We start from the raw sequence: 6,195 nt of genomic DNA, 5'->3' as shown, positions 1-6,195 counted from the left end.
CGCATGGCACCCACTTTGCCGCCGCCGGTTTTGGCAAATTCGGCCGCGCGTTTCTGCGCATCCTCAGTCGCCTGCGTAATCAAATCGCGTTTGATGGTTTCCAAATTGCCCAACAAATATTGCGGATTGTCGAAGCGGATAAATTCGTTTTGCGCACGGAAATTCAAAATGGCACGCTGGGCGGCTTGGATTTTGTCCAATTTTTTGGTGTTGACCACAATATTGAGGTCGCCATCGTAGCCGTTGGGCGTGCGGGTTACGTTGCCTAATTCGTCGCGGGTTTCATTGAAGACGCGCGACACTTCAGGCAGACCCACTTTCATTTCAGCCGCCGTAAAGCCTTGCTCACCCAAAAACTTAGACAGCTTCTTGCGTCTTGCCGTCAGTAAATCCAAAACTTCCTGATAGCTCTCGCCGTGCGCGTTCACGCCCGTATTCCACGTTGCGCTGTCGGATTGGAAGTTTTTCTCCGCCAAACCTTTTACGGTAATCGTCCCCGGCTGACGCAGATTCTTAAACTGCACGCCCAAAATAAACGCTGCAGCCATCAATCCGAGTGCCAACAATACGCCCAAGATCGATAAAGATGAAATCTGTTTTTGTTCGGACATAATCAGCTCCCCCAACCATATGAGACAGGCGGTTTAAAACAAATATACAAAGGTGGCATAAATGCTGATAACGGCAATCAGGCTGTCCACACGGTCGAACACGCCGCCGTGTCCCGGCAGCAGATTACTGCTGTCTTTGATACCGGTCGCACGTTTGAGCCAGCTTTCCAGCAAATCGCCGCACACGCTGACAACGGTCAGAATCAAGCCGATCAAAATCGTTTTGAACCAACCGGCTTCAAAAGCCAGCCAACCGGCTTTCCATACGATGGTCATGTACACGGCAACGCATAATGCGCCGCCGATCGCACCCTCCCAGCTTTTACCCGGACTGATGGTCGGCGCAATTTTGCGCTTGCCAAACGATTTGCCGCAGAAATATGCACCAATATCGGCCACCCACACCAAACCCATAATCGCCAATAAAGACAGCGCGTCTTCAGGCTGAGGGCGCAGGTAAACCAGTGCGAACCAAAACGGCATCACCAACAACCAACCGACTGTGTAAGCCTGCCAGCCGCCGTTTAACTTCCATTTTGCTTTCAGCCACCAAGGCATGACAATCAGCCAAAACGCCAATACGACATACCAAACCAAATCAGGCAACTGCCAACCGCCGGCATAGGCAATCACGCCGAACACCAGCGTTGAAGCCAAATAATGGTTGATTTTCAGCTTGTCCAAGCCACTCATGCGGGCATATTCCCACAAAGTCAGCATGGCAATCAGGCCGCAAAACGCAGCCCACAGCCACATAGGTGCATAAAACAGCATACCCAGCATCAGCGGCAAAAGCCACAGCGCCGTTAAAATTCGTTGTTTCAACATAGTTCTCAACCCCGTTGCTGCTCAACCGGCAGCTGTTCGGAAGTCCGCCCGAAGCGGCGCTCCCGTTTTTGGAACGAAACAATCGCCTCGTTCAACGATTTCTCATTAAAATCAGGCCACAGCGTATCCGTAAAATACAATTCCGCATACGCCATCTGCCACAGCAGGAAATTACTGATGCGCGTCTCGCCACCGGTTCGGATAAACAAATCCGGCTCGGGTGCATCGCCCAACATCAAATAACGCGACAACGCCTCTTCCGTAATCTCAGTTGCACCCTCGGCAATCAACTGATTTGCCGCATGCAAAATATCCCAGCGGCCGCCATAATCGGCGGCAATGCTCAAAGTCAAACCGGTATTGTTTGCCGTCAACGCTTCTGCCGCCTCAATCCCCTTCAGGATTTCAGCATTAAACCGCTCACGGCTGCCGATGACTCTCAAGCGCATATTGTTATCGTGCAAACGGCGCACCTGCTTTTGCAAAGCCTGCAAAAACAGCCCCATCAGAAAAGAAACCTCTTCCTCGGGGCGTCGCCAGTTTTCAGTCGAAAAAGCAAACACGGTCAAATACCGCACACCCAATTCAGCACAATGCTTCACCATGTTCTCCAGCGCATCCAAGCCGCGCTTATGCCCCATCACACGGGGAAGAAAACGCTTCTTTGCCCAACGTCCGTTGCCGTCCATAATCACAGCAATATGTCGGGGGATGGCAGAGTGTTCCAAAATCGTCTGCGTACTGCTTTTCATGTCTGCCTTTCAGGGAGCAAACCGTCCAAAGGCCGTCTGAACGGTTTGCACACAGGATTAAATCGCCATCAAATCTTCTTCTTTGGCAGCCAAGAGCTTGTCTGCCTCAGCAATGTATTTGTCGGTCAACTTCTGAACCGCTTCCTCGCCACGGCGTGCTTCATCTTCAGAAATCTCTTTGTCTTTCAACAGTTTTTTGATGTGGTCGTTTGCATCACGGCGCACATTGCGGATAGACACACGACCCTCTTCTGCCTCGCTGCGTACCACTTTGATCAGATCCTTACGGCGTTCCTCAGTCAACATAGGCATTGGAACACGGATCAAATCACCGACAGAAGCAGGGTTCAGGCCCAAGTTGGAATCACGGATCGCTTTCTCAACTTTTGAAGCCATATTGCTCTCGAAAGGTTTCACACCGATCGTACGCGCATCCAAAAGCGTCACGTTCGCCACTTGGCTCACAGGTACCATGCTGCCCCAGTATTCCACTTCCACTTGGTCGAGCAGGCCGGTATGCGCACGGCCGGTACGTACTTTAGCCAAATTGTCTTTCAATACTTCCAGAGAACGCTGCATTTTGCCTTCAGCTGTCTTTTGAATATCATTAATCATCTTAATACTTTCAATTTCATAGGAATAAAACAGAATTAACCGAGAATAGTACCGTTAAACCGCCCCCACGACAAGGCTTTACGCCCCAACAGCCTTGTTTTCTAACCGATATTTAACATCAAACAAAATAAAGGCCGTCTGAAAATCTTTCAGACGACCTTTATTGTTTCAAGCAACTACATCAACTCGGCCTTTTGGCTTAATTTATTTACCAACTGACCCAAACTGAAATCTCCCTATCATTTTCAATCGAAATCTAATCTTAATAACTCAAAAGCTCACAGTTGTACTCTTGGTAATTAAAGTTAACTTGCCCTCGACATCTACCATCACTATCGGAAACCTTCTCTCTAAAGTAATGAAGTTCGCAAGGTAGATCCAATATAACAACCTGCCTTCCCATGCAAATTTTCACATTTAGTTTGCAAAATTTGTATAAAAACTGTATTACGTTATAATTGGTTTTATTCGAATACGTTATTTAATTCACCTGAAAACAAACAGATAAATGCAAATTAACTGGAGAATATCTATGAACAAATTACTCATCCTATGCTCAGCATTAGCGCTTTCTGCCTGTGTTGTACCACATCCCTATACTTCAACCGAATATCAAAAATATAAACAAAGTGATTTGAAAGTACCAAATCAACCTTATCCTATACGTTTAGAGGGAGAGTTCGAGCGTAATGGTAAATCTTTCCCTAAAGTAAATCCGGCTCTAACAAAAGCTGCCAAAATTGCACTAAACGGAACAAAGATTGTAACAGTAGACCCGCAAGCCCAAAACAGCCTGAAAATCCATGCCAACAATATCGCCAATATTGGTGGTGCAGTAGGTAACGGTATAAAAACAGGTCTGACTTTCGGATTAGCAGGCAGTACAGTTCAGGATTACTATCAATTCTACTGTAGCTACTCAGATGGCAAAAAAGAATTAAACCGTTCCGAATTTAATCACGCTATTGTGACTACTATTGGTTTAACCTCCACACCCAAAGAGCTGACTCCCCATAGTAATCTGGATCAGGCATTTATCTCTGTAACTAAAGATATTGTTGTTAATTGCTTAGGTGACTTGCAAAACAAAGGTTTCTTGTTACCAGAAACAGCCAATACCCATACCGGCAGTAACTGAAATTTCTGAAGATGTTGCCAAAGCTGCCATTATGAAACTGAATATGGCAACTCCAGGTCAATGTTCCAAAGCTCATCCCTAAAACAATCCTTACTTGATATAAAAAGGCCGTCTGAAAATCTTTCAGACGGCCTTTTCCTAATTCAAATCCTACTCTCTATTTCTCTCATTCCAAAAGTAACGCCATACAAAGCATGGGAAAGCAAAAATCAGGTAGAGGCAGACAACGGTCGCGTAAAACTCCCAATCTTGGGCATGTACGGCACCAGCTCGCGATTCGAGGATATAGGCGAGGATCGCGGTAAGAAGGAAACCTGCCAGCAATTCGATCAAGTGATGGCCGATATGTTTGCGTTTCAGGGCGACGATGCCGAAGAATTTGGTGGTAATAAATGGTGCGTTGGCAAAGATAAGTGCCAACAACAAAAGAATGTACATGGATGCGGTCATGATGGTCTTTCTGTTTTCAGACGGCCTGTGTGTGATTTTAACATGTTAAATGGGCATTCTTGCCCATTATTATCCGTGGAATATTCAATATCTTGATGATGCCCGCTTGATGATTGCTCAAAGGCTTGAGGCCGTCTGAACTTTGGGTATATTTCATCCGAATGCGAATCCTAACAAAAACGGCGGCTTTGGAACAGCCGCCGTTGGTTTTGTTTGAAGCTTACAGGGTATTTATCAATGCTTTGGCACACCAGTCGATAACGGTTTGCGGCATGATACCCCACAGGAGCAGTAGGAAGGCATTGACCGTCAGGACAAATTTGGCGGCATAGTTGCTGCCGACCGGCTGGTCATGATCAGGTGCATCGAAGTAGATGACTTTGACCACGCGCAGGTAGTAGAACGCACCAATCAGCGACATGATGACGGCAAATACGGACAACCAAACATGGCCTTGTTTCAAGAGAGCCATAATCACGCCGAATTTGGCGTAGAAGCCCATCAGCGGCGGAATACCCGCCATGGAGAACATAGACAGCAACATCAGGAAGGCAAACCATGCATGGCGTTGGTTAAGGCCTGCGAGGTCTTTGATGTTTTCACATTCAATGTCTTTGGTGGACAATACCATCAAAACACCGAAGCTGACTGCCGCCATCAAAGCATAGGTAATGGCGTAATACAAACCTGCAGTAAAGCCGACTGCGCCTGCCATAAACGCCAACAGGATAAAGCCCATGTGCGATACGGTAGAATAGGCAAGCATACGTTTGATATTGGTTTGCATGATGGCGGCAAGGTTACCGACCACCAAAGAAGCAACGGCAAGAATGGCCAACATCGGCGCCCAGTCTGAATGTATGGTACCCATACCGGTAACAAGGATACGGAACGCAAAGACAACGGCGGCGATTTTCGGAGCCGTACCCACAAAGGCGGTAACAGAGGTCGGCGCACCATCGTACACATCGGGTACCCACATATGGAATGGAACCGCACCCAATTTAAATGCAATGGCGACTACGATAAATACCATACCCAATTTCAACAACCATTCATTGGCCTGCTCATTGAAAGCAGAAGCCAAGACGGAAGCAAAATCAAGGGAACCGGTGGCGCCGTAAACCATAGAAATACCATAGAGCAGCAAACCGGAGGCCAACGCGCCCAATACGAAGTATTTCAGCGCGGCCTCGGCAGAGCGGCCGGAGTCGCGGCGCAGGGCAATCATGGCGTACAGCGACAAAGACAACAATTCCAAACCGATATACGCAGTCAAGAAATGTGCCGAGCTGACCATGACGCTCATACCCAACAGGGCAAACAATGACAGGGTGTAAAACTCGCCTTTAAAGATTTGGCGGTCTTGGTTGTACGGTTTACTGTAAATAAACAGACCAAACGTCAGCGCATACAGCACCAGTTTTGCCAAACGGGACATGCCATCTGCAATATACATACCGTGAAAGGCATCGACACTACCCTGCTCCCATACCGCCAATTGGGTGACGGCCACGATGATGACCGTTCCCAAACTCATCAGATGGGTCAGATAGCGGCTTTTATCGCAAATCCACAAGTCTGCCAGCAATACGACACCCAATAGCGCAAGCAGCACGATTTCGGGCATGGCGGGCATTAAATTCAAATCAGACCAGTTCATTTACACACCTCAAATCTTGCTTTGTGCTACATGGGCAATCAAATCGTTTGCCGCTTGATGCACCACTTCGATAAACGCTTGCGGATACAGACCCATGCCCAAAACAGCAACCGCCAAAATCGCCAAAATCGCAAATTC

Annotated in this window: 7 protein-coding genes; 1 reads left to right on the top strand and 6 read right to left on the bottom strand. The window is 47.5% G+C overall.

What is annotated here, in order from left to right; all coding sequences use genetic code 11:
• The 4 genes from ACTHS3_RS09875 to frr form a co-directional block, all read right to left on the bottom strand.
• A partial coding sequence (locus ACTHS3_RS09875) for an SIMPL domain-containing protein (RefSeq protein ID WP_440367861.1) occupies positions 1 to 611 on the bottom strand: 611 nt, incomplete at its 3' end.
• A gap of 33 nt (positions 612 to 644) precedes the next feature.
• On the bottom strand, positions 645 to 1,439 hold the full coding sequence (locus ACTHS3_RS09870) for a phosphatidate cytidylyltransferase (RefSeq protein WP_049335758.1): 795 nt from the start codon (positions 1,437 to 1,439) through the stop codon (positions 645 to 647).
• Between the two features lie 5 nt (positions 1,440 to 1,444).
• Positions 1,445 to 2,191: an isoprenyl transferase gene (locus ACTHS3_RS09865; RefSeq protein WP_004519126.1), complete on the bottom strand. Its 747-nt coding sequence runs from the start codon at positions 2,189 to 2,191 to the stop codon at positions 1,445 to 1,447.
• 57 nt (positions 2,192 to 2,248) lie between these two features.
• Positions 2,249 to 2,806: a ribosome recycling factor gene (gene frr / locus ACTHS3_RS09860; RefSeq protein ID WP_004519127.1), complete on the bottom strand. Its 558-nt coding sequence runs from the start codon at positions 2,804 to 2,806 to the stop codon at positions 2,249 to 2,251.
• A 532-nt stretch (positions 2,807 to 3,338) separates the two neighbouring features.
• Here frr and ACTHS3_RS09855 point away from each other — a divergent pair.
• The gene (locus tag ACTHS3_RS09855; RefSeq protein WP_224783379.1) at positions 3,339 to 3,944 is read left to right on the top strand and encodes a hypothetical protein; all 606 of its coding nucleotides are present in this window, start codon (positions 3,339 to 3,341) and stop codon (positions 3,942 to 3,944) included.
• A 150-nt stretch (positions 3,945 to 4,094) separates the two neighbouring features.
• Here ACTHS3_RS09855 and ACTHS3_RS09850 read toward each other — a convergent pair whose 3' ends face one another.
• Positions 4,095 to 4,394 (bottom strand): DUF2818 family protein, encoded by a 300-nt coding sequence (locus ACTHS3_RS09850; protein ID WP_039861891.1) that lies wholly within the window; start codon positions 4,392 to 4,394, stop codon positions 4,095 to 4,097.
• 220 nt (positions 4,395 to 4,614) lie between these two features.
• The gene (nuoN, locus tag ACTHS3_RS09845) at positions 4,615 to 6,057 is read right to left on the bottom strand and encodes an NADH-quinone oxidoreductase subunit NuoN (RefSeq protein ID WP_004519130.1); all 1,443 of its coding nucleotides are present in this window, start codon (positions 6,055 to 6,057) and stop codon (positions 4,615 to 4,617) included.
• Positions 6,058 to 6,195 lie beyond the last annotated feature (138 nt).

It is taken from the genome of Neisseria sp. P0009.S007, from assembly GCF_051962515.1.
Note: the sequence above shows the minus strand (reverse complement) of the source record. Positions and strands in the feature narration are given on the sequence as shown.

What these genes read in the sequence shown, in the direction of transcription:
- ACTHS3_RS09870 (WP_049335758.1), bottom strand. Translation starts at nt 1,439, where the DNA reads ATGTTGAAACAACGAATTTTAACGGCGCTGTGGCTTTTGCCGCTGATG.
- ACTHS3_RS09865 (WP_004519126.1), bottom strand. Translation starts at nt 2,191, where the DNA reads ATGAAAAGCAGTACGCAGACGATTTTGGAACACTCTGCCATCCCCCGA.
- frr (WP_004519127.1), bottom strand. Translation starts at nt 2,806, where the DNA reads ATGATTAATGATATTCAAAAGACAGCTGAAGGCAAAATGCAGCGTTCT.
- ACTHS3_RS09855 (WP_224783379.1), top strand. Translation starts at nt 3,339, where the DNA reads ATGAACAAATTACTCATCCTATGCTCAGCATTAGCGCTTTCTGCCTGT.
- ACTHS3_RS09850 (WP_039861891.1), bottom strand. Translation starts at nt 4,394, where the DNA reads ATGACCGCATCCATGTACATTCTTTTGTTGTTGGCACTTATCTTTGCC.
- nuoN (WP_004519130.1), bottom strand. Translation starts at nt 6,057, where the DNA reads ATGAACTGGTCTGATTTGAATTTAATGCCCGCCATGCCCGAAATCGTG.